The organism is Sorangium sp. So ce124, assembly GCF_051525235.1.
GTDB lineage: Bacteria > Myxococcota_A > Polyangia > Polyangiales > Polyangiaceae > Sorangium > Sorangium atrum.
Genome location: NZ_CP150312.1, coordinates 13598912 through 13619577, shown reverse-complemented (window position 1 = coordinate 13619577; position 20666 = coordinate 13598912). Strand labels below are relative to the sequence as shown.

Genomic DNA, 20666 nt, shown 5'->3' with positions numbered 1-20666 from the left:
TTCCCCTGCGATGCAATCGCTGGCGCCTCGTGCACGGATCGCCCGCGGCAACTCCGGTGAGGGCCGCTGGGAGATCGCGACGCGGCCCCCGGCGCCGCACCTCCGCCCTTACATCCGCGACTACAGCGGCTACACGGAGGAGACGCCCGGGCCGCTGCGGCGGCGCGAGCTCCCGGCGCCGCAGATCGTCGTGATCATCGAGTTCGGACCGCCGCTGCGCGTGTTCGACGCCGGGAGCGATCGCCGTCATTCCTCGCACCCCGGGGGCTTCGTCGCAGGCCTCGACGCCACCTTCACGATCACCGAGCACGACGGGTTCCAGCGCGGGCTCCAGGTGAACCTCACCCCCATCGGGGCGCGGCTCTTCTTCGGGGTGCCCATGGAGGAGCTGACCGGGCGCGTGATCTCGGCGCGCGATCTGCTCCCGAGGAAGCACGCCCGGCTGGCGGAGCGCCTCGAGGAGCTCCCGACCTGGGACGCGCGCTTCGATCTGATCGAGCGGGCGCTCGGCGAGCGCGTAGACGAGGCGCGGATCGAGGTCGGCGTGGTCTCGTGGGCGTTCCGCCGGATCGAGGAGCGCGGGGGCGCTGTCGACATGCGCGCCCTCGCGCGCGAGCTCGGCTACAGCCAGAAGCACGTGATCGGTCTGTTCCGCGAGCACGTCGGCGTCCCGCCCAAGCTCCTCGCGCGGCTCGTGCGCTTCGACCGGCTGGTGCAGCACCTCAAGACGGGCGCCACGGGGACCTGGGCGGAGCTCGCCCAGCGGTTCGGCTACTACGACCAGGCGCACCTCGCGCGGGACGTGAAGCAGTTCAGCGGGACGACCCCGACCCGGGCGCGCGCGGCGCTGATCGACGTCGCCGGCATGAGCCCCTGATCCCTCGGCCAGCGCCGAGGTCACCCGCGTTGGAGTCGAAGGCCGACTCCTCACCCGAGCTCGGGGCGCCGATCCCGGACCTGCATCGGGTCTCGAATGCGGCGGGGGCGCCGCGGCTGCGGCTCAACCGTCTCGTCGTCGCGCCCGAGCCAGGACAGCGCCGAGCACCGACCCGAGCGCCGCGCCCGCCAGCAGGCCGAGCCGGCCCGTCGCCTCGTAGCCCCGGAGCCCCCCTGATTCGAAGCCGGTCGCGAAGTTGCCTCCGAAGAGCGCCCCCAGGAGCAGCCCCAGGGAAGCACCCGCCGCGGCTCCGAGCGCTGCGCCTATCACCACCCCACTCACCCGTCCCATGGCGCGCATCCTAGCGTCTTCGGGGGTGTGGCGAAGGGCGAAGGCAACCGCTCTTCGAGCTTCGGGCGTCGCGCGCGCCGGGGTGGGACGTGGGACTCCCGATACGCGGCGCGGGCGGCGCTTGCGTGGAAAAGCTGCGCTCGCCGATCGCGGAGGAAAGGAATCTTCTCGTCGAACGTAGACCGTTCTGAGCAGCGCAGTCGCCCGGAAGGCGCCCGCGCCCAGCGCTTCCAGGCGCTGTGGCGTCGCCTGGAGGGCCGCGCGGGTGTTCTCAAGGTGAACGTCCTCGTTCAAGGAGATCTCGACATGACACGGATGAAGCTTCTCGGGTTTCTGATGGCTGGTCTCGCGCTCGTGGCTTGCGGCGGTGATGAGGGTGATGGCGATGGCGGTAGCGGGAGCGACATCGAAGGCAAGCAGCTCGGCGCGCTGACGGCCGAGGAGGCCGACGGCCTGTGCGACGACCTCCGCGGGCAGACCGATTCGATCTCGAAGGAGGACGAGTGCGAGGCCGAGGGGGTGGTTGGCTCGTTGTTCGGAATCGAGTGCGAGACCACCAAGCAGGCGTGCATCAGCGCTGCGGAGGAGTCCGAGGTGACGGGCGAGCTCGATTCGTGCGGAGCGTCCGAGTTCACCGGCTGTACCGCCACGGTCGCGGAGGTCAGGGCCTGCGTGAACGCCATGGTAGGCACCATCAAGGCGCTCACGTGCGAATCGACGCTCGCTGACATCGGGCAGAAGCCGGCGGCGTGCGCCGCGCTCGAAGAGAAGTGCCCGGCGTTCTTCGAGGGAGAGGAAGAGGAAGACGAGGGCGAGGGCGAAGGCTCCTGAGCGGAGCGCCCGCCCCGCCGCGCGGCTCGGCCTCGCTGGCAGGAGCCCGCGGCGGGGTAAAATCTTTACAAGACCGCCGGCGTCGCGTTCTTCAGGATAAGCTTCGAAGGAGCGAACACCATGTCGAGCGGGTCTCCCACGCCTTCCACGCCTCCCCCTCCCACGCATGTTCCTTCTGCGTTCCGTTCCGAGGACTTCCAGAGGCTCGCGCTGTCGCTTCCCGAGGCCGAGGAGCAGGACCATTGGGGCAAACCGTCGTTCCGCGTGCGAGGGAAGATCTTCGCGACCCACTGGGTGGCGGAGGAGCACGCGGTCCTCAAGCTGTCGCTGGAGGAACAAGACAGCCTGGTGCAGGCGCAGCCCGACGTCTTCTCCGTGACGCCGTGGGGGCACCAGGGCTGGACGCGGGTGGAGCTCCGCCGCGTCGATCGGGCGCTCCTGGAAGAGCTGCTGGTGGGCGCATGGCGTCGCGTGGCGCCGAAGCGCGTGGTCGCGCAGTGGGACGCCGGCCGCAGCGGGAAGCCGGCGGCTCCTCCGGACGCACCCTCACGCCCGCGGAAACGTCGGCGCGCCCCCTGATCAGCGCCGCGACGCGCGGCCGAAGCACGCCTCGGCCGCGCGCGGCAGGGCTCGCGCCCGAGGCCGCCGTCTATTTCTCTCCAGCAGGAAGAAAGATTGAACCGCGGTCGTAGTAGGTCCGGCCCGCGCGCCTGCCCGGCCGACGATGCAGCCCGCTCGCTTCCTTGGCGGAGCCGTCCTCGAGCACCGCGCGGACACGCTGGTGAACATTCTCGATGAGGGAGCGCTCGATGACACGGATGAAGCTTGTTGGATTGCTGATGGCTGGCCTCGCGCTCGCGGCTTGCGGCGGCGACGACGACGGGGGCAACGGGGGGGACACCGGGAGCCAGAGCGGAGGTGACCTCGACGGCAAGCAGCTCGGCCAGCTGACGGCCGCGGACTCCCAGGCGGTGTGCCAGGATCTCGCCGCGTCGATCAATGTCACGAAGGAAGACCTGTGCGAGGTCGCCGGCGCGTTCGCCGGCGCGTTCGGGGGTGACTGCGAGGCCGCCAAGGCCGAGTGCATGAGCGCCCCGGAGCAGCCCTCGCAGGGCGACGGCGGGTGCTCCACCGAGGGCTTCGCGGGCTGTACCGCGACGGTGGCGGAGTACAAGGCCTGCATGAAGGCCCAGGCCGACGGCGTCAAGGCGATCACGTGCGCGACGCCGCCCGACACCTCCGGGGAGCCCCCGGCAGGGTGCGCGGCCCTCACCGAGAAGTGCCCGGAGATCGTAGCCACCGGGGAGACCGGCGGCGAGGGCTCCTGAGGTCGCCCAGCGCCCCGCTGACCGATCGTTCTGGGGCGGCACGACATCGAAGCGCGCGCTGAGCGCCACGAGGTCGGCCAGGAATAGCCCGAGGCTCTTGGCCTCATCGCCATCGCGGTAAAGCTCCCTGTCGGGAGCCGCGCCCGTCACGCCTCCTCCGCGCGCACGCCATGACGTGCGGTGGGCCGAGCACCGCCACAAGCTGAACGCGACCGGCACGCCTCGAGCGCCATCCCGCGCCGTCCACCGCTCCGAGCTTCACCGACGAGCTGGTCGACCGCGTGGCACGCAAGGCCGACGTGGCGATCCGGCTGGGGACGCTGCCCGAGAGCGCGGAGCGTGGGTATCGTCAGGCGAACGGGGTGCCTGCGGGTCCTGAACGGCCACGAGCGCACCTTCCTTGTCAAGGAGAGCTCGAATGAGACGGATGACGCTTCTCGGGGTCCTGGCGGCTGGGCTCGCGCTCGTGGCGTGCGGTGACGAGGGGGGCGAGACCGCGATCGCCCTCGACGAGAACCAGCTGCTCGGCGAGCTGACGAGCCAAGAGGCCAACCAGGTGTGCGACGATCTCGAACAGCCGATGAAGCTCGCGAAAGCAGACCAGTGCGATCTCGTCGGACTGCTCAACTCCTCCGGGATAGAGGAGTGCGTGGCCATCTGGCGGGCGTGCCTCATCTCTGCAAATGAACCTCTGACGTCGACCAGGTGCTTCACGTACGACTTCGAGGGGTGCACCGTCACGGTCGCGGAGGCCAAGACCTGCCTGATCGCCATGGCTGGCACCCTCAAGGCGCTCTCGTGCGGGTCCGACTTCGACCTCTTGCAGCCACCTGAGGAGTGCGCGGGCGTCCGCGCGAAGTGCCCGTCGCTCCTCGAGAACGGCGAAGGCTTCTGAGGTCGCCCCTCGCCTCGCTCACCGGCCGCTCTCGATCCAGCCGCGTCACCGCATCGCCTCGCGCCAATGCCCTCGGTCGTCGAGCGCGAGCGCCAAGCTGCCGTGGCCCCTCGCATCCTACATCCGAGCACCCGCAGCGGTCCGCCCCGGATCCGCGCTGTCCCTGCATCCCGGGCCTTGACAGGTGACCATTTAGTAACATATCAAGGGGGTGACGGACGACGATCGCGTCTTCAAGGCGCTGGCCGATCCCACCCGGCGCTCCCTCCTCGACCGGCTCTTCACGCGTGACGGCCTCACGCTCACGGAGCTCGAGTCCGAGCTCGAGATGTCGCGGTTCGGCGTGATGAAGCACCTTCGTGTGCTCGAAGCCGCGGGGCTCGTCGTCACCGTTCGATCGGGCCGGAAGAAGCTTCACTACCTGAACCCGGTCCCCATTCGCCAGATCCACGATCGTTGGATCGACAAGTACACGGAGGGGCGCATTTCGGCGCTCGTCGATCTGAAGAAGCAGCTGGAGGAGAACAATGACGACGAAGAGTGAGAAGCCGGTCCACGTCTACCGAGTCCACATCAAGGCGACGCCCGAGGCGGTCTGGGATGCGATCACGAAGCCCGAGTGGATCGAGAAATACGGTTACTGCGCCCGCGCGGAGTACGATCTGCGCCCCGGCGGCAAATACCAGGCGTTCGCGAACGCGGAGATGGCCCAGCACGGCGGCCCGAAGGTCATCATCGATGGAGAGGTCATCGAGGCCGACCCTCCGCGAAAGCTCGTTCAGACGTGGCGCATCCTCTGGGATCCCGAGATGAAGGAGGAAGGCTTCAGGCGACTGACCTGGGAGATCGAGGTGAGCCCCTACGGCATCACGTCGCTGACCGTGACCCACGAGGTCGGCGACGCGCCCAAGACGGCTGCCATCACCTCGGGCGCGATCAAGGAAGCCGGCGGAGGCTGGAGCTACATCCTGAGCGATCTGAAGACGCTGCTCGAGACAGGCAAGACGCTGTCGGCAGCTTGAAAGCGCTGCGCCGCGCGTTCGGACAGCCGATCGCGCCGTCGGCCCGCGTCACCTGGCGCGGGCCCAGCGCCAGAGCTCACGGAGGCTCGGCGTCGCTCCATGGGAGAGCACGCCTATCCGGAAGATCCTTGCGGCGACCCAGATGAAGAGCAGCACGGTCGCGCCGGTGCCGCCGATGGCGACGAGGATCTGCCAGAGGGGCGGCTCGGAGACGAGGACCCGGACGAACATCACCATCGGGGCGTAGATCGGGATCATCGAGAGCACGACGGCGAGCGTCGAGCCAGGGTGACCGGCGATGATCACGAGGAAGAACGGCGGCGCGGAGAGCGCCATCGAGATCGGGCTCATCAGCTGCTGCGCGGCCTTCTCGGAGCTCGCGGCCGCGCCCCCGACGGCATAGACAGCCACGTTCACGAGATATCCCAGGAGAAAGAACACGACGAAGTACACGGCGACCATGGGACGAAGCAGGGTCTCGGCGTCGATGAGGCGCGGCCCTCCCAGCGCGCCGATCGCGGCGCCCGCGACAGCCGCCATCCCGAGCCACACGACGATCTGCGTGAGGCCGGCGGCGGCGAGGCCGAGGATCCTCCCGGACAGGAGCTCGAACGGCGTCACCGAGGAGAGGAGGATCTCCATGATACGGTCCGACTTCTCCTGCACGATGCGGCGCAAGATCTCGCGACCATTCAGGAGGATCGCGACGAAGAGCAGGCCGCCGAAGCCGAAGGCGACGAGCATGTCGAGGTCGCCGCCGGGGCCCCCAGGGCCGCTCGAGGAGAGAGGCGCAGGATCGAACGCAGGGGGCGACAGGAGGCCCTCGATCTCGGCGGGGTCGCGGCCGCGCGCCGTCCACCGCGCCACGGCGACGCCGCGCGCCACCGCCGCCGCGGCGTGCTCGACGGCGTCGAGGTCAGCCCCCCTCGCGTAGAGCGCGCCCCGCGCGCCGGGGTCCTCGAGCATCGCGGGCGGGAGCACCACCACGCCGTCCACGCCGTGCTCTCCCGCCTCGACGCCCGCCCTCGCGCCGTCGAGCAGCGCCGCGACGGCCGCGCTCGTGGCAGCGGCGTCACCGGGAGCCACGTAGGTGAGCCGCAGCCGGGCGGCCCTCGGGAGCACAGCGCTGCCCATCGCGGCGCCGAGCGACCTCGCGGCGGACCGCGCCGACGCCTCCTCGGCGAGGCCCGCGGAGGCGGCCTCCACGACCCCGCGGAGCCGGCCTGTCCCGTCGACAACGACGACCGAGCGGTCGCCGGCGCCGACGGCGACGATGAGCGCAGGGAGCAGTCCCACCGCGGCGAAGAGGACCGGCAGGAGGAGCGTCGTGAGGGCGAAGGACGCTGTCTTCACTGCGGCGACGTACTCACGCTTCAAGACGACGAGGATGCGGCTCACGATGCCTCCAGCGCCGCGCCCCGGCCCGCGCGCGCCCTGTGGGCGAGCGGCGGCGGGGCGCCCTCGCCGACGACGCGAGAGAAGATGTCGCCGAGCGACGGCGACGAGACCTCGAACCGCCGCACCCGGAGGCGCGAGAGCGCCGCCGAGAGCGCCCGCTGCGCGTCGCCGGCGTCGCGCAGCACGAGCTCCGCCGCGCCGGGCTCGATCCGCGCGCTCACCACGCCGTCGACGCCGAGGAGGAAGGTGCCGTCGCCGTCGAACTCGATCCGCGCGGTGTTGCCGGCGAAGGACGCCTTCACCTCGCCGACGGGCCCCTCCAGGACGACGCGCCCCCGATCGACGACGACCACGTGGTCGGCCAGGCTCTCGGCGAGCGGCATGACGTGGGTCGAGAGCAACAGCGTCTTTCCGGCGGCGCGGAGCTCCCCGAAGAGCCGCTTCACGAGCACGGCGTTGACGGGATCGAGGCCCGACATGGGCTCGTCGAGGACCAGGATCTCCGGGTCGTGGACGAGCGCGCCGCAGAGCTGCACCTTCTGCTGGTTGCCCTTCGACAGCGTCTCGATCCGCGCGCGCGCGACGTGCTCCAGCTCGAGCGACCGGAGGAGCCGCGCGGCGCTCTCGCGCGCGCGGCGCGGGCGGACGCCCTTGAGCTCGCCGAGGAAGGCCAGGTGCTCGGCGACCGGCATCTGCTTGTACAGGCCTCGCTCCTCCGGGAGGTAGCCGACACGATCGCGGATCGCGACGCTGTCGCTCCTGCCTCCGAGCACCTCGACCGCGCCCTCGTCGGGGAGGAGGATGCCTGTCACGAGGCGCATCGTCGTCGTCTTTCCAGCGCCGTTCCGGCCAAGGAGCGCGGTGGCGCCGCCGCGCCGCACCTCGAACGACACGGCGTCGACGGCCCGGCGCGACGCGAAGACCTTCGTCGCCCCGCGGAGCGAGATCGCGGGCGTCATCGGCGCTCCGGGGCCGAGGCGCTCGCGGCCCGGTCGCCGGGCGCGGCGCGGCGATAACACACCTCGCGCAGCGCCACGCGCTTGAACTCGTCCGCGTCGGCGAAGCCGGCGGAGCGCAGCGCGCCCGCCGGATCGGGCGGCACGGGCGCGCCAAGGCATCGCTCGAAATACCACCGGATCAGGTCGCCTTCGGCCATCCCGGCGTCGGAGAAGGCGGGGTTCGACAGGCCGAGCTCGGCGAGGCGCTGCTGCTTGTCGCGGGCCCGAGAGAGCAGCTCCGCGTACTCGCCGGAGACCGAGAGGTGGTCGCGGACGTGGCCTTGCGCCACCTCGTCGGTCGCCTTCTCGACCCAGCCGATGAGCGCCTCGTCGCGGAGCAGCCGCGTCAGCTCGCCCCAGCCGACGCTGAACCGACGCATCCACGCCTTCACGTCGTCGGGCTCATAGAGCCGCCGCTCGCGGCGGAAGGCGTCGGACGTCCGCTCCAGCGCGGCGTTGTCCACGGTGAGGCCGCGCCGCTCGGCCTCCTGCAGCGCGAGGTACCGGAGCATGGCGCCGCGCTTCGCCCGGCCGTAGGCCGCCGCGTCGAGGCGGAGCTCGTCGAGGATGCCGTCGAGGGCGACTGTCTCATACGGCGACGGATCGCCGGCGCTCGGGCGCTCCGCGACGACCATCTCGCCGGCGGCCTGCTCGGCGCGGCACCAGAACTCGGTGACCTCGAACCTGTACGTGACGGTCTTCAGCGAGAAGCCCGCCTCGGCGCGCGCGCGGAGGTGCCGGAGCAGCGCGATCGCGTCGTCGCGCTTCTGGTTGACGCGCCCCTTCGGGAGGAAGTCGCGCAGCGACGCGAGCTCGCCTTGCGGGACGCCATGGCGGGACGCGGCGTCGAGGATCACGGGATAGGCGCGGTCGGGATAGTAAAGAGACTTCGCGATCGCCGTGAGCGCGTCGCGCGTGGCGGCGGTGATCACGCCCGCGGCCGCCGCGGCGTCGAACGTCCTGCGGAGGTTGACCATCGCCTCGGAGCCGGCGCGAAAGCCGCTGTCCGCGGGGCCGTGGACGACGGCCACCTCGTCGTCGTCCTCGATGAGGCCGTCGCGGTACCCCTCGAAGATGGCGCCCACGCCTTCCATGCCGAAGGCGGAGAGCTCGGCGGCGCGCAGCGCCCCCATGCTGGAGCTCCCGAAGACGTGGATACCCTGCGCCATCGCGAAGAGGATCTCCTTGTGCCAGACCGCGGGGACCCGCTCGAAGTAGCCGTCGATGATCGCGATCGCGCTCGGGCGCTTGGCGCATGCCCGGTAGACGTCGCCCTGCGAGACCGGCGGAAGATAGATGGCGTCGAGCTCCGCCCGCGCGGCCTCGAGCGAGAGGGTCGGACCGATGAAGACGATGATGCTCATGCGATCTCCTTCAGGCTCGCCGCGCTCCCGCTCCGGCGCTCGAGCGCGCGGCGGAACCGACGGCCAGGGATGTAGTTGGGGAACGAGTGGATCCCTTCGAGCCCGGGGATCACGATCTTGACGACGGGGATGCCGAACTCCGGCTTCGTGAGATCGAAGGCGACGACGCTGTCGATCCCGACCGCGCGCAGCCGCTCGAGCTGCCAGGCGACGTCGTCCTCGAACGTGTCGCCCGCGAACGTGGGCCCCGCGGAGAACGGGCGCTCTCCGCGCGCCGTCAGCAGCCGGCGGAGGTGCCGGACCTGATCGGGGCTCCGGTGGCGGTCGTACTCGGTCCGGAGGAGGTCGTCGCGCGCGCCCGAGATGACCGTGAGCCGGGTCTGCGCGGCCTCGGTGAGGGCGCGCAGCAGCGCGACGGCGCGCGACGGATGGCAGCCTTGCCCGCCGGAGCCGTGGAGCGCCCGGACGGCGTCCTCCGTCCGCTCGGCGATCAGGCACTCGTACGAGGGGATACCGACGTCGGAGGTGGTCTCCCACGCGCCGACGGCGACCCCGGCGGCCGAGAATTTCGCGAGCACCTCGCGGCAGCCGGGATCATCGATGCTGTCGAGATCGAGCCGCCTCGCGTCCCGCTCCTCGTCGGTGAGGGCCCCCCACACGGCCGTGGCGTCGCGCTCGACCACCTCGCAGATACCGTAGCTCACCGCCTCGAGGATCCCGTTTCCCGACGAGAGCCCGTTGGTCGAGCAGCAGAAGATACCCGGGTTGACGCGGCCCGCCGCGGTGGCGTTGACGTGCACGAGCTCGTAGGGGACCCACACAGGGGCGCCGCGCATGAGGTCGTAGCCCTCGGCCCACAGGAGCGCGGTGTCCTCGTCGAGCGGCGCGCTCGAGGTCCGCGGCAGCGCGGAGACATCGGCTATGGCGTGGGAGCGCGAGAGCTCGCGAGAGGAGCCGAGGAGCAGCGGCCGGACGATGTTCTCGCCGTGATAGGCCTCGATCGACTCCATCAGCCCCGAGACCTTCGCCGCCGCGAGCGTCAGCCCCTTTCCCTGGCTGACCGAGAGAGAGCGCGAGTTGGGGCGGCAGACGACGACGACCGGTATCCCGATCGCGTCGAGCCCCGTGACGTTGGCGATCCGCGTGATCCCCATCGCCGGCATGAAGCCCTTGATCCGATCGAGGGTCTCCTCGGGCGAGGCCGCGCGGTGGGTGCCGTTCATGAAGCGCTTCTTCTCGGGGCCCGAGAGCCCAGGCATGGGCGGAAGCTTGGTCAGAGTCTCCACGATGCTTCTCCTTCGCTCTGCGCCCGCGACGGGCGCGGCTCGAGTTCGTTCAGGGGCTTTGCAAACCGAGGACCACCGGCCTGTCGCGGCGGCCGTCGCCGCGGCAGGCGTCGCGCCGCGCGCGGGCGATGGCCGCGACGAGCCGCCGCTCCTCCGGCGGCACGCCCGCGGTGAGCTCCGCGGCGCGCGCGAGCGCGGCCGCCCTGCCGGCGTCGTCCCCCGCGGCTGCGGCGACGTCGGCCTCGAGGTGCGCCGCGGCGAGCGCGAGCAGGGGCGCGCTCCGCGGGGCGGCTCCACCGAGCGCGGCGAGGCGCGCGCGCAGGCGATCGAGGTGCGCCCTCGCCGCCGCGGCCTCCCCCCGCGCGAGGGCCGACTCGGCGCGCGCGTAGAGAACGGCGAGCTCGCCGTACGGCGAGCGCCACACGCGGGCGCGCGCGGGCCGCGCGCCGTCGAGCCACGCGCGGACCGGGGCAGCGTCGCGGCGCGCGAGGCCGAGCGAGATCGCGTTCTGCGCGGCGAGCGACGCGAGGTCGAAGAGGCCGATCCACGCCGCGTGATGGGCCGCGATGTCGAAGAGCGCTGCCGCCTCGGCGAGCTCGCCCGCGGCCGCGACGCTGCTCGCGAGGCGCACGCGCACCATGAGGGCGCGGCGGAAATCGGCGAGCTCCTCGGCGAAGGCGAGCGCCCGGCGCTGGTGAGCAAGGCCGCGCTCGTGCTCGCCGCTGGCCGCGTGCGCGGCGCCGCGCCACGCGTGCGCGGCGGCGAGGCACTGAGGCGGCGCGTCGCCGCGCGGCGCGGCGAGCAGAGCGTCGAGCCGCGCCTCGTGCTCGGCGCGGCGCTCGTCGGTGGCGCACACGAGCGCGGCGTCGAGCTCCGCCCAGCAGCGCTCCGCGGCGGACGCGCCGGGCGCAAAGCGTTGCTGAGCGACCTCGTCCCGGAGCGCGTCGAGCGCGGCGGTCTCGCCCAGGTTGTGGAGCGCGGCGATGAGGACGCGCCGCGCGAGCGCGCGGCGGCGCTCCGGGAGGCCGAGGCGGAGCGCCGCCTCCGCCGCCTTCCGCGCGAGGGCGGGGCGCGACATGCGGAGCGTCGTCCTCGCGAGCGCCACGAGCGCGTCGGCCCGCGCCGCGGGCGAGAGGCCGGGCGACGCCAGGGCGTCGCCGAGGATCGCGGCGGCCTCGTGCAGCGCGCCGGCGCGGCAGAACGCTTCGCCCCGCGCGACCGTCGCGGGCCCCGGCGTCACCGCGGGGGCGGCGGCTTCGCCTCCGGGCGCGGGCGCGGTCGCGACGCGGAGGAGCCCCGGCCCCTCGTCGATCTCGGCCACGATCGCGGCCCACCCGGGGCTCGGGCGCCCGCTCGCGGTGAGGACGAGGGCGAGCGGCTCCGTCTCCAGGGCGCGCGCGAGGAACGCGACGGCATGCTGCGTGTCGGCGTCGACGCCGTCGACGTCGCGGAGGACGAGCACCGTGGGCTCGAGCGTGTGCTCCGCGAGGAAGACGCGGAGCGCCTCGGCCACGGAAGCCGGGTCGGGCGGCAGCGGGCACTCCGGCGCGTCGTGCGCGGCCTCGATGCGGCCGAGGGCAGCGAGGAGCGCGCCGCCCGCCGGGTGGGCGTCCGCGAGGGCGCGCAGCAGCGCGAACGGCGCGGGCATCCCGCCGGCGGGCGCGGCGGGCGCGAGGAACCGGAGGCCGGCGCGGCGGGCCGCGTCGCGGAGCGCGTCGAGCGCGGCGCCTTCGCCGGGGTCGAGGAGCGCGGTGACGGGCCGGCGCTGCTCGGCCGCGCGGGCGAGGCGCTGCCACGCCTCGCCCGGCGAGACGCTCGGCGGGCGAGCCCGCGGCGGCTCGTGCGGGGCGCCTGCCTCGGCGAGCGCGTTCGCCTCGGCGAGCGCATCGGCCACCCACACCTCGAAGGCGAGCGTGAGCCCGAGGCGGTTATGGAACGTGTGGGCGAGGTTGGTCACGACGGTCGCCAGCGGCACGCCGAGCGCTCCGCGCCGCGACGCCTCGGCGAGCTCGGGCAGATCTGCGTCGAACGCGGCGAGGAGCGCGCGCTCGTCGTCGACGAGCTCGCCGAGCGCGGCGAGCCCCTCCCCTCGCACGAGCGCGCGCACCAGCGAGACCGACTCGGCGTCCGGCGCTGCGCTGACGAGCTCCATGCCCGAGATCGCGCGGGCGAACGTGCGCCAGTGCCGCGCGTACCCCGCCAGGAACGACCGCCGCGCGTCGCCCGTGACGCCCGCGCGCGCGAGCAGCGCGTCGAGCGCGCACACCGCGATGAGGGCGCGCGCCCGCGGCCGCCCCGCCGTCTTCCGGATGCAGCCGAGCGCGAACCTGCTCGACGCGAAGAACTGCCGCTCCGCGATCTCCATCCCCGCGGGCCCTCCGTGCTTCTCGAGCTCCGGCTCGTACGGGGCGGCCTCCGCGCGCGACACGGCGGTGCAGCACGCCGCCGCGGCGTCCACGCGCGCCGCCACGTCGACGGGGTCGCGCCCTGGCGCCACGCGCACGCGCAGCCGCAGGTGGTCGCCTCCCTCGGCGTACCGGAGGAAGAAGAAGCGATCGATCGCTCCGCTCTGCTCGAGCTCGGACACGAGCGGATCGATCAGCCCGAGGAGGAGCGCGTCGGTCCCCTCGCCCTCGAGGCCCCGATCGTGGAACAGCTTCCGGTAGATCCAGCTCATCGCGCGCTCCTCTCGCCGTCGATCTCGACAAGCAGCTCCGCCGCGTGCGGCCTCCCGTCGAGGCGCAGCCACGACGCCTCGGGCTCCGGCAGGAGCTCGGTGAAGACGAGGTACCCGCTCCTCCCGTCGCTGGGACCGCCGAGCAGGCGAGCCAGCCCGATCAGCGTGAACGGGCTCTCCCAGTCGACGTACATGTTCGTCTCGGTGAAGCCGAAGCCGGCCACCTCCCGCCCGACGTACCGCGCGAACCCCCGGCTCGGGATCTCGCGCTCGCGCCGCAGGCGCGCGATCGCGCGGAAATACGATGCGTACGGCTGCTTCGGCTCCTTGCGCGGGACCGCGCTCACCGGGATCGCCCACCGCGCGCGCTCCACCACGACGCGACCGACCGTGAGGCGCGGGCGCCGCGGGGCCAGCGCGACGCCCCGGGCGAGATCGAGGCGATCGAGCACGTTGTAGAGATCCGCCCGCTCCGCGACCGTGTCGTCGCGGAGCCGCGGCGAGAGCGCGCGGAGCAGGAAGTGCGGATCGGGGAGCGCGGCGTCCCGCAGGAAGCCGAGGTGGAGCGGCTCGATCTCGCGGCCGAGGCGGCGCGATCGGAGCCGGAGCTCGACCGCCGCCGCGTCGAAGCGGAGGGAGAGATCGCGGAGCGGGAGGACCTTGTCGCCGGGCGCGCTCGGCTCCCACGGGAGCTCGAGCGCCCACTCCGTGAGGCGCGGGTGCACCTGGAAGTTGAGGCCGAGCGTGGGCGAAAGCTCGACGGGGAGCGGACCGTCCTCCTGCGCCAGGCGGCGGCGGACCGCCTCGAGGGCCTGAGGGGCGCGCCCCGCGGCGTCCGCGAGGTAGCGCGACAGGTACTTCGCGCGACCGGCCTGCGCGCCGTTGAGCACGAGGCGCGGCTCTCCGCCGTCGCGCGGGCAGGGAGGCGCGATCTGGAGGAAGAGCGCCATCGACGACGGCGCGTCCGGGGCGGCGAGCCCCTCGAAGAGCCCCGGATCGAGGCGCGCGACGTCGCCCGTCGCCGAGGCGGCGACGCGGCCGAGCTCCGCGTCGATCCAGCGGATCGGCTCGGACGCGCCGCGGATGAGCGCGACGCGCCGCGGGTCCTCGAGGATCTCGGTCACGAAGCCGCCGACGTCGTCGCAGACGCCGTTACGACCAAACCGCTCGACGAACGCCGCGCAGAGCCGGCGGTGCGCGGCCCCGCAGGCGCTCGCGCGCACGAAGCGCACGACCGGCTCGAGCGCCGCGGCGAGCGCCCCGCGCGTGGCAGGGAGCTCCGCGCCGGAGGCGCCGTCCACCATGACATCCTCGAGCACGGCCGAGCGCCCGCGACCGCGGCCGAGCTCGGCGGCGAGGCGCGCGCGCGTCTCGACGTCGGCGGTCGCGTAGTCCTCGAGGCGCCGCGCGGCCGAGCGGAGCTCGTCCGACGCGCCCGCGCACCCGATCTCGCGCAGGGCGTCTGCCACGGCGCGCAGCGCTGCAGGGGTCGGCCCCATCGGGACGCTCGCCGGCTCGAGCATGCCCGCCTCGACGAGCTGCTCGAGGACGTCGCGGCACGCTCGCTCGTCGGCGTCATCCGACGCGAGCGCCCGGGCGGCGTCCTCGAGCGTGCGCCCCTCGGCGCCCTCGACGAGGCGGGCGACGGCGGGGGTCCACCCGAGCGACATCAGCTCGCCCGACCCCGCGCGCGAGAACACGACCGACGGCGCGGCGCCCGCCGCGAAGCGCCGGAGCGGGTTCATCCGGAGCGGCAGGCGCGCGCGTGCGGGGGCGTGAGCCGCCGGGTCAGCCGGAGAAGAAGACGAAGAAGACATCGCGCGCGCGACGAGCTCCCCGGCGTGCGCGAGCGCGAGCTGCGGGAGGCTGCGCCACCGCGCCTCCTCGGGCGCGTGCGGCGCGTGCGGCGCGCGCGGCGCGTCGCTGACGCCAGGGGGCGACGCGGAGAGGTCGAGCAGCGCGACGCCCGCGAACCCCGCGAACGGCGTCGTCCGCGTCGTGGCGCGGAAGACGTACCGCGCGATCGTGGCCTCGCGGATCTGCTGCGCCGAGGTGAGCGGCGCGCCGCTCGGGATCTCCGCGAGCTTCTGCGCCGTGGTCCAGTGGTCGGCGCTCGAGAGCAGGATCCCCCCGAGCAGGCGCGAGCTCCCGAGCGTCTGCCGGAAGCGCTCCGACGCGGCGATCCACTCCGCGGCGAACGTCGCCTCGTAGCGCTCCTCCAGCGCGGCGCACCGGGCCGCGCGCGCTTCGACGAGCGCGAGCGCGGCGCGCGCCCCTTCCGGCGGCGCGATCCTCGCGCCCTCGAGCGCGCCGGCCGCCACGGCCTTTCCGTTGAACAGCCGCCGCTTCACCTCGAGCGCCGCGCGGCGCAGCGCCTCGTCCTCGCACCCGCGCACGACGTCGAACATGCGCGCCGCCGCGTCCGCCCGCGCGGCCGCGAGCTCGAGCTCGGCCACGGCGAGCTCGAGCTCGACCGCGGGGCTCTCGCGAAGGCGGAGCCCGACGAGCGCGTCGGCCGCCATCCCCGCGACGCGCAGCGCGCCCCACGGCGCGACATGGAACCCGCGGCTCATCGCGGCTGCCCTCCGCGAGCCGCCTCGCGGGATGTCGGCTGGCGGTGCCCTCCGACGGCGAACGCGAAGAACGCCGTATGATCGCGGCCGTCGAGCCCGAGGACCTCGTCGACCACCGCGGGGGCGAAGCCGCCGGTCGCCGTGTAGGTGAGCCCGAGCGTCTCCGCGACGAGGTACAGGCGGTCGGTGAGCCACCCCGCCGCGAACGCCGCGCCCCGGTAGCCGCGATCGCCGAACGCCACGAGCCACCGCCCGATCGGGACCACCAGGAAGAGCACCGCCGCGCCCATGGCGTGCTCGCGCTGCAGGATCGCGGTCTCGGCCATCCGCGCGCGCGACGCCGGACCGATCGGCGCGAGGCGATGCTCGCCGCGGTCGTACCGGTGCGCGCCGGGCGGGACACCGTCGACGTCGAAGATCACCGGAAACAGCAGCGGATCGAGCGTCGCGTCCGCGAGCCCCGCCGGCCGCGCCGCGGCGGCCGCGAGCAGCGTCCCGAGCGTCGCCGCGTCGAGGGCCCCCGCCGCCAGCCTTCCGCTCCGCCGCGCGGCGATGACCGACGCGAGCGAGCGCTGGACCGGCTCGAGCGCGCGCGGCGCGGGCAGCGAGAGGGCGCGCTCCGCGTCCCCGGGCAGCGGCGACGGCGCGGGCAGCGCCGGCTCCGTCGACGGCCGCGTCTCGGGGTAGCGGCTCGCGACGACGAGCTCGGCGACCCCGCGCAGGGGCTGGGTCGCCGCGGCGAGCGTGGACGAGATCCTGTGATCAGCGAGAGACATCGCGGGCCTCCGTGGCTGCGCCCCTGAGCGCGATGAGGAGATGCGGTGCGAGATCGATGCCATCGACGCCGACGACGCCTGCGACGACCTCGTCGTCGAACGTCCAGACCGCCGTCGCCGCGAGGCCGAGCTCCTGGGCGAGGAGCTCCACGCGGTGGGCCATCAACCCGGCGTCGAGCAGCGCGTAGGTGTACCCGCGCGCGTAGTACTTGGAGCACGCGCGCGCGACCGATCCGACGACGACGATCACGGCGCCCGCGGACTCCACGGCCGCGGCGTGCTCGGCGCTCCCGCCCGCGAGTACGGCGCGCGCGAGGGCGCCCGCGGCCACGCCGGCGCGGAGCGGCGCGAGCGCTCGCGCTGCGAGCTCGAACCGGTGGACGCCCGCCGCGATCCCGGGGACCCGCGCCACGGCGACGTACGCCTCCGCCGAGCCGAGGTTCCCGGCCGACGCGGTGTTGCGACGCACGTGCGCCTCGCCCTCGGCGCGGCGCTCGACGCGCCCGCCGAAGCTCAGCTCGAGCAGCGCGCCGAGCGCTCCCGCGTCGAGCGTCCCCGTCGCGTCGCGCCGGCGCGACAGCGCGGCCCCCGCCGGCGCGCCGAACGCCGCGCCGAGCGGCGCGGTGACCTGCGTGCCGGCGCCCTCCGGAGGCCGCCGCGGCGACGGCGCGGCCGGCGTGCTCTGCAGCTTCCGCACCTCCGGGCTGATGTGCGCCTGCATCCCCGCGTGCTGGCCGATGTGCCACGGCTGGACGACCGTCGTGTTGTGGAACATCCGCGCGAGGCTCTCCGCGTGGCCGGACGGGAGCGTCGCCGTCCGCGGCGGCGCGTCGCCGCCGCAGAGCGGGCAGCTGGGCAGCCTGGTCATGAAGGGGTGGAGCGCCGTCTCGCCGGCGCCGGGCCGCCACACCTCGACGTGCTCCAGCGGGGCCACCGCGAGCAGCCCGCTCGCGTGGAAGATCACGTGCTGCGCGACCCGGCTCACGAGCGCGCGCCCCCAGAGCGCGCGAGCGGCGCCGTCGTCGAGCGCCGGATCCGCCGCGGCAGCGCCGATCTGAAGCCGGACGCACGCCGGGCACGCGGACGCCCCGGGGATCGTGAGCGGTCCGATCGTCCACGTGCCGGGGTTCGCCGCGAGCATCGGGGCGCGCGCCGCGATGCACGCGCGCGCCGCCGCCTCGAGCGCTCCCTGGTCGCCGATCACCACGGCCAGATCGACCTCGCCCTGCGCGAGCTCCCCGGCGCTCGCGGCGAGGCGGACGTCGGCGACGCCCGCCTCGCGGAGCATCGTCACGAGCATCCCCGCGAGCGGCGCGTCGCCGTCCCCCAGCGCGCGCACGCGCGCGCCTTCGAGCGCCCGCTGCGCTTCCCCCCGGCTGCGGTTGCGCCCGGTCCGGCGGAGATACCTGCTGAAGAACGCGCGCTGCGCCCGGCGCGGCTCCTCGGCCTCGCCGGCCGCGGCGCCCTCGCCCTCCTCGAGCATGCCGTGCATGTGCATCAGGTGGATCGCGTCCCGCAGGTCGGAGGCGACGACGCCCGGAAACGCGGCCTCGACGTCGCCGACGGTGCGCGTCCCGTCGAGCAGCGGCACGAGGTTCTCCATCACCCACGGGAGCGACGCTCCCTGGAGGATCTGCGCCTCGCCGCCGAGGACGTGGAGCGCTCCGCCCGGGAGCGTCACGCGGAGGAGATCCTCGACGAAGCGCGGGCGCTCCGGGCAGCGGAGCTCCCAGTAAAGCTCGGCGAAGCGGCTGAGATCGCGGGCCTCGTAGGCATCATCGGACGGGCTCATCGGTCACCTCCCACGACGGACGATCCGGCGATCGCGAGCGGGTGCTCGGCGAAGTACCCCGCGAGCGACGCCCCGCGCCCCGCAGCGTGCTCGCCGGCGGCGCACCGCCCGCACAGCCCGACCCGGGCGAAGCGCCGCGCGCGGAGCGCGCCCGACGTGACGTCGCACTCCCAGAAGCGCCCCATGCGCGCGGCTCCGGCGCGGGGCGGCTCCGGCGCGCAGCGCTCCCTGGAGAGCGCGAGCGCCTCCGCGGCGAGCAGCGCCGCGGCCTGCTCGGTGACGGCCGCGAGCTCGCCCTGGAACCAGGGCCGAAGGTCGCCCGAGGCCCCGAGCGCCTCGAGGGCGTCGTGCGCCTCGAGGTCGAGCGCGACCGAGCGCACGCGCCGCGAGAAGCAGGCGAAGCACGGCGTGCGGCCGGGGACGATCGACGGCCCGATCCGGAGCTCGTGCGCGAGCAGCGTGCCCGACGTCCAGGCGACCTGTGCCGCGAACGCCGCCGCGTCGAGCGCGAGCGCCGCCGCGGGCCGGGGGCGATCGGTCGCGAGGACGATCACCGCGCCGGGCAGCGCCTCCGGCGCGCCCGTGCCCAGCGCCGACGTCGTGACCCGCGCCCCCGCGCCGATCAGGAGCTCCGCGCAGCGGGCGCCGAGCTTTCCGTCACGGATGACGTGCACAGCGGGCGCGCCGGCGGCGCGCTCCGAGGCCGGGCTCTCCTCAGGCGAACGGGATCGGATCATCGGTGATCGACTCCTCTGTGCGAGCGCCGTACCCGAGCCTCTCCGGCGCGTCGTACAGGCGAGGGTGAGCGAGGTACCGCGCGTGGTGGGTGAAGCTGATGGGCAGGAGCTCGGGCACGATCACCTTCACGACGACGATCCCGAAGTCGCGGACCTCGGGCATCGTCACGTCGACGGCGACCACCTCCATGCCGAGCGCGGCGAGCCGCGCGACGATCGCCGCGAGCGGGTCGTCGCCCTCGATCGGGCGGGGGAAGGCGGTCGCGACCGGCGCCTCTCGCGTGGCGAACGCGAACCGCGCCGGCCCGTCGGGCCCCGCGTAGAGGCGCCCGAACGACTCGGGTGTCTGATCGGCGTCGGTGAAGAACGACGCCCGGGTGACCGGCGGAGCGGGCTCGCTCAGCGCCACCCGCAGGCTCCCCACCTCTTCGAGGACGCGCGCCGCCGCGGCCTCGCCGTCGGGGCGGCAGGCCGCCATCGCGATCGCGTGCGGCGCGCCGTGCGCGCACGTCTGCACGGCGCCGATCACGGGGACGCCGACGTCGGTCGTGAGATCGAGGAGCGCCGTCTCCGTGCCCGCGGCCTCGGCGCTGCGAAGGAGCGCCGCGACGAGCGGGCTCCGCGCGCTCCCGGGCGCGATGCGCGGCATCCGGAGCTGGTGCAGCCAGAACAGCGCGAGGCTGTCGCGCTCGATCACCTCGCACAGGCCGGAGAGGATCGCCTGCCGGAAGGTCGCGCCCGCCGCGAACCCCGTCGAGAGCGGGAAGAGCGCGTGCTCGCGGATCGGCAGCGGCAACCCCATGTACGTCGCCGTGAGCGGCACCCAGATCGGGCGCTCGTGGGTGAGCGAGAAGCCGCGCACCCAGAGCTCGTCGCGATCCGGATCGGGCTCGCGCAGGCGGAAGGTCGACGGCGCGCGGGCCCGCTCGCGCGCAGAGCAGCGCGGCAGCCGCGCGGGATCGAGCGCGCGATCGCCGAGCGAGCGCGGCGCCGCGCGCAGCACCCCCTCGGTCGGGTACATGACGCCGCAGTAGCGCTCGAGGGCCTCGCAGACGGCCCGGATCTGGGCCGTGGTCTCGTCGACGGCCGTGCCGGAGCCGGTGAGCGACCCGAGCTCCGAGCCCGTGCGGGACGGCCCCGGGTGGAGCGCCGCGGGCCTGCCGAGGAACGCGGTGAAGCCGTGCATCTGCCCCTCGAAGCCGGGGGGAAAAATGAAGCGCCGGACACGGCGGATGATCCCGCAGCGCTCGTCGATGAGCGGCGCGAGGCGATCGATGAGCGAGATCTCCGGCATGGCGGCGGCTCCTTGAGCGGGGCGGGCGGCGCCCCGGGAGCCCGGACGCGCAACACGCGTCCGGGCCGCCCAGGGTGCGCCTACGGGTTCACTTCTTGTCGGCGCCGAGCTCGACGCCCTTGGCGATCGCGGCCGAGACGAGGGCGTCCTGGCCCATGACGTCGATCGCCTTGTCGTGCATGCGGATGACGCTCTCGAGCTGCCCCTCGTCGAGGCTGTCGAAGGACGAATTCGACGAGACGCTGATCGAGCTGACCGAGGAGAAGCACCCGCTCGTACAGGCGGAGCTCAGCGGGACGGCCTGGAGCGTCTCGTTGCTCTTCTCGCTGATCTTCTTGAGGGTGAGCTCGAGACGCTGCACGCCGGCCTTCGTGTCGACGACGTCGGTCGCGCCGGCGGTCGTCTGCGTCTCGAACATCGACTCGGTATTCTGGATGGTGAGCATGGCAATCTCCTTACAGACGTTG

At 73.9% G+C, this 20666-nt stretch carries 19 protein-coding genes; 7 read left to right on the top strand and 12 right to left on the bottom strand.

Translation table 11 applies throughout. From position 1 onward, the window contains the following. Positions 1-10: 10 nt before the first annotated feature. Positions 11-877, top strand: a complete 867-nt coding sequence (locus WMF19_RS51115) for a helix-turn-helix domain-containing protein (protein ID WP_437897008.1) — start codon at positions 11-13, stop codon at positions 875-877. Positions 878-1000: 123 nt separating this feature from the next. Here the strand turns inward: WMF19_RS51115 and WMF19_RS51110 are convergent, their stop codons facing one another. Continuing rightward, a complete protein-coding gene (locus tag WMF19_RS51110) occupies positions 1001-1228 on the bottom strand; it encodes a hypothetical protein (protein ID WP_437897007.1) in 228 nt (75 codons plus the stop codon). A gap of 306 nt (positions 1229-1534) precedes the next feature. Here WMF19_RS51110 and WMF19_RS51105 point away from each other — a divergent pair, with 306 nt between their 5' ends. The 6 genes from WMF19_RS51105 (at position 1535) to WMF19_RS51080 (ending at position 5304) form a co-directional block, all read left to right on the top strand. Continuing rightward, the gene (locus tag WMF19_RS51105) at positions 1535-2059 is read left to right on the top strand and encodes a hypothetical protein (protein WP_437897006.1); all 525 of its coding nucleotides are present in this window, start codon (positions 1535-1537) and stop codon (positions 2057-2059) included. Positions 2060-2179: 120 nt separating this feature from the next. Beyond that, positions 2180-2638, top strand: a complete 459-nt coding sequence (locus tag WMF19_RS51100) for an MmcQ/YjbR family DNA-binding protein (protein WP_437897005.1) — start codon at positions 2180-2182, stop codon at positions 2636-2638. A gap of 230 nt (positions 2639-2868) precedes the next feature. Beyond that, complete coding sequence (locus WMF19_RS51095; protein WP_437897004.1) at positions 2869-3387, top strand: hypothetical protein; 519 nt, start codon at positions 2869-2871, stop codon at positions 3385-3387. A 418-nt stretch (positions 3388-3805) separates the two neighbouring features. Then, positions 3806-4282 carry a hypothetical protein gene (locus WMF19_RS51090; protein WP_437897003.1) on the top strand — a complete coding sequence of 159 codons (477 nt, stop codon included), beginning with the start codon at positions 3806-3808 and terminating at the stop codon, positions 4280-4282. Positions 4283-4493: 211 nt separating this feature from the next. Continuing rightward, positions 4494-4826 (top strand): ArsR/SmtB family transcription factor, encoded by a 333-nt coding sequence (locus tag WMF19_RS51085; RefSeq protein ID WP_437897002.1) that lies wholly within the window; start codon positions 4494-4496, stop codon positions 4824-4826. Beyond that, a complete protein-coding gene (locus tag WMF19_RS51080) occupies positions 4810-5304 on the top strand; it encodes an SRPBCC family protein (RefSeq protein WP_272096820.1) in 495 nt (164 codons plus the stop codon). Before WMF19_RS51085 ends, WMF19_RS51080 begins: the two co-directional genes overlap by 17 nt. A gap of 48 nt (positions 5305-5352) precedes the next feature. Here WMF19_RS51080 and WMF19_RS51075 read toward each other — a convergent pair whose 3' ends face one another. The 11 genes from WMF19_RS51075 to WMF19_RS51025 form a co-directional block, all read right to left on the bottom strand. Continuing rightward, positions 5353-6702, bottom strand: a complete 1350-nt coding sequence (locus WMF19_RS51075; protein ID WP_437897001.1) for an ABC transporter permease — start codon at positions 6700-6702, stop codon at positions 5353-5355. Beyond that, positions 6699-7661, bottom strand: coding sequence for an ABC transporter ATP-binding protein (locus tag WMF19_RS51070; RefSeq protein ID WP_437897000.1), 963 nt, complete (start codon positions 7659-7661; stop codon positions 6699-6701). The genes WMF19_RS51075 and WMF19_RS51070 overlap by 4 nt, the downstream gene beginning before the upstream one ends. Then, complete coding sequence (locus WMF19_RS51065; RefSeq protein ID WP_437896999.1) at positions 7658-9064, bottom strand: TfuA-like protein; 1407 nt, start codon at positions 9062-9064, stop codon at positions 7658-7660. Before WMF19_RS51065 ends, WMF19_RS51070 begins: the two co-directional genes overlap by 4 nt. Then, complete coding sequence (locus tag WMF19_RS51060; RefSeq protein WP_437896998.1) at positions 9061-10350, bottom strand: YcaO-like family protein; 1290 nt, start codon at positions 10348-10350, stop codon at positions 9061-9063. The genes WMF19_RS51065 and WMF19_RS51060 overlap by 4 nt, the downstream gene beginning before the upstream one ends. A 49-nt stretch (positions 10351-10399) precedes the next feature. Next, positions 10400-13027: a thiopeptide-type bacteriocin biosynthesis protein gene (locus tag WMF19_RS51055; protein WP_437896997.1), complete on the bottom strand. Its 2628-nt coding sequence runs from the start codon at positions 13025-13027 to the stop codon at positions 10400-10402. Then, positions 13024-15600: a lantibiotic dehydratase gene (locus WMF19_RS51050; protein ID WP_437896996.1), complete on the bottom strand. Its 2577-nt coding sequence runs from the start codon at positions 15598-15600 to the stop codon at positions 13024-13026. The genes WMF19_RS51055 and WMF19_RS51050 overlap by 4 nt, the downstream gene beginning before the upstream one ends. Continuing rightward, positions 15597-16376 (bottom strand): nitroreductase family protein, encoded by a 780-nt coding sequence (locus WMF19_RS51045; protein WP_437896995.1) that lies wholly within the window; start codon positions 16374-16376, stop codon positions 15597-15599. Before WMF19_RS51045 ends, WMF19_RS51050 begins: the two co-directional genes overlap by 4 nt. Then, positions 16363-18168, bottom strand: coding sequence for a SagB family peptide dehydrogenase (locus WMF19_RS51040; protein ID WP_437896994.1), 1806 nt, complete (start codon positions 18166-18168; stop codon positions 16363-16365). The genes WMF19_RS51045 and WMF19_RS51040 overlap by 14 nt, the downstream gene beginning before the upstream one ends. Beyond that, on the bottom strand, positions 18165-18905 hold the full coding sequence (locus WMF19_RS51035; RefSeq protein WP_437896993.1) for a hypothetical protein: 741 nt from the start codon (positions 18903-18905) through the stop codon (positions 18165-18167). Before WMF19_RS51035 ends, WMF19_RS51040 begins: the two co-directional genes overlap by 4 nt. Continuing rightward, positions 18883-20199 (bottom strand): YcaO-like family protein, encoded by a 1317-nt coding sequence (locus WMF19_RS51030; protein ID WP_437896992.1) that lies wholly within the window; start codon positions 20197-20199, stop codon positions 18883-18885. The genes WMF19_RS51035 and WMF19_RS51030 overlap by 23 nt, the downstream gene beginning before the upstream one ends. An 88-nt stretch (positions 20200-20287) precedes the next feature. Next, positions 20288-20644 (bottom strand): hypothetical protein, encoded by a 357-nt coding sequence (locus tag WMF19_RS51025; RefSeq protein WP_272096808.1) that lies wholly within the window; start codon positions 20642-20644, stop codon positions 20288-20290. Between the last annotated feature and the right edge of the window lie 22 nt (positions 20645-20666).

What these genes read in the sequence shown, in the direction of transcription:
- WMF19_RS51045 (WP_437896995.1), bottom strand. Translation starts at nt 16,376, where the DNA reads ATGTCTCTCGCTGATCACAGGATCTCGTCCACGCTCGCCGCGGCGACC.
- WMF19_RS51055 (WP_437896997.1), bottom strand. Translation starts at nt 13,027, where the DNA reads ATGAGCTGGATCTACCGGAAGCTGTTCCACGATCGGGGCCTCGAGGGC.
- WMF19_RS51110 (WP_437897007.1), bottom strand. Translation starts at nt 1,228, where the DNA reads ATGGGACGGGTGAGTGGGGTGGTGATAGGCGCAGCGCTCGGAGCCGCG.
- WMF19_RS51070 (WP_437897000.1), bottom strand. Translation starts at nt 7,661, where the DNA reads ATGACGCCCGCGATCTCGCTCCGCGGGGCGACGAAGGTCTTCGCGTCG.
- WMF19_RS51040 (WP_437896994.1), bottom strand. Translation starts at nt 18,168, where the DNA reads ATGAGCCCGTCCGATGATGCCTACGAGGCCCGCGATCTCAGCCGCTTC.
- WMF19_RS51035 (WP_437896993.1), bottom strand. Translation starts at nt 18,905, where the DNA reads ATGATCCGATCCCGTTCGCCTGAGGAGAGCCCGGCCTCGGAGCGCGCC.
- WMF19_RS51025 (WP_272096808.1), bottom strand. Translation starts at nt 20,644, where the DNA reads ATGCTCACCATCCAGAATACCGAGTCGATGTTCGAGACGCAGACGACC.
- WMF19_RS51050 (WP_437896996.1), bottom strand. Translation starts at nt 15,600, where the DNA reads ATGAGCCGCGGGTTCCATGTCGCGCCGTGGGGCGCGCTGCGCGTCGCG.
- WMF19_RS51090 (WP_437897003.1), top strand. Translation starts at nt 3,806, where the DNA reads ATGAGACGGATGACGCTTCTCGGGGTCCTGGCGGCTGGGCTCGCGCTC.
- WMF19_RS51065 (WP_437896999.1), bottom strand. Translation starts at nt 9,064, where the DNA reads ATGAGCATCATCGTCTTCATCGGTCCGACCCTCTCGCTCGAGGCCGCG.
- WMF19_RS51115 (WP_437897008.1), top strand. Translation starts at nt 11, where the DNA reads ATGCAATCGCTGGCGCCTCGTGCACGGATCGCCCGCGGCAACTCCGGT.
- WMF19_RS51100 (WP_437897005.1), top strand. Translation starts at nt 2,180, where the DNA reads ATGTCGAGCGGGTCTCCCACGCCTTCCACGCCTCCCCCTCCCACGCAT.
- WMF19_RS51105 (WP_437897006.1), top strand. Translation starts at nt 1,535, where the DNA reads ATGACACGGATGAAGCTTCTCGGGTTTCTGATGGCTGGTCTCGCGCTC.
- WMF19_RS51095 (WP_437897004.1), top strand. Translation starts at nt 2,869, where the DNA reads ATGACACGGATGAAGCTTGTTGGATTGCTGATGGCTGGCCTCGCGCTC.
- WMF19_RS51030 (WP_437896992.1), bottom strand. Translation starts at nt 20,199, where the DNA reads ATGCCGGAGATCTCGCTCATCGATCGCCTCGCGCCGCTCATCGACGAG.
- WMF19_RS51080 (WP_272096820.1), top strand. Translation starts at nt 4,810, where the DNA reads ATGACGACGAAGAGTGAGAAGCCGGTCCACGTCTACCGAGTCCACATC.